The 616-nt window shown below is 45.8% G+C and carries 1 protein-coding gene; it reads right to left on the bottom strand.

Translation table 11 applies throughout. The features are described from left to right. Positions 1–192: 192 nt before the first annotated feature. A partial coding sequence (locus A3766_RS08540; protein ID WP_197479444.1) for an ATP-binding protein occupies positions 193–616 on the bottom strand: 424 nt, incomplete at its 5' end.

Genomic DNA, 616 nt, shown 5'->3' with positions numbered 1-616 from the left:
CCTCTTACGGTAAGGGAACTTGTTCTTGGCATGGAGGTGTTTCAAATCTTCATTACAAAAAGGTCTATTTGGAAGCAGATAGCGATATACTCGAAGATTAATGGTTGTGAGTTGCATATTCCGCCGAACGTGAACATGGATTCTGGTCGATCGTGAACACCTGATCTTTCGCGCATTGGGTTCTTGGTCTTTTTATCCTAAGTGTTCACCATCCGTCAACTTTGAGCGGATTTTACGCATTGATTCTCCCTTCATCTTAATGCGATGAGAGTTGTGCATTAGTCGATCCAGGATGGCGTCAGCCAGCGTGTTATCGCCGATTGATTGATACCACTCTTCTGTTGGAAGTTGGCTGATAAGCGTAGTGGATTTGCTTTCATGTCGATCATCCATAATCTCCATCAAGTCGTTCCGTTGAGCTGCTTTTAAGGGCTCTAGTCCCCAGTCATCGAGTATCAGCAGATCGATTTTGGCTAGGGCTTGAAGTGCTTTGTTATAGCTCCCATCAGCTTTTGCCTGAGCCAACTCCAGCAGAAGTCTGGAGATGCGGTAGTACTTGACGCGATAACCTTTCAGGCAGGCTGTATTGCCGAGCGCACAAGCAATGTAGGTTTTT

The sequence above is a fragment of the Oleiphilus sp. HI0132 genome, from assembly GCF_001635845.1.
Note: the sequence above shows the minus strand (reverse complement) of the source record. Positions and strands in the feature narration are given on the sequence as shown.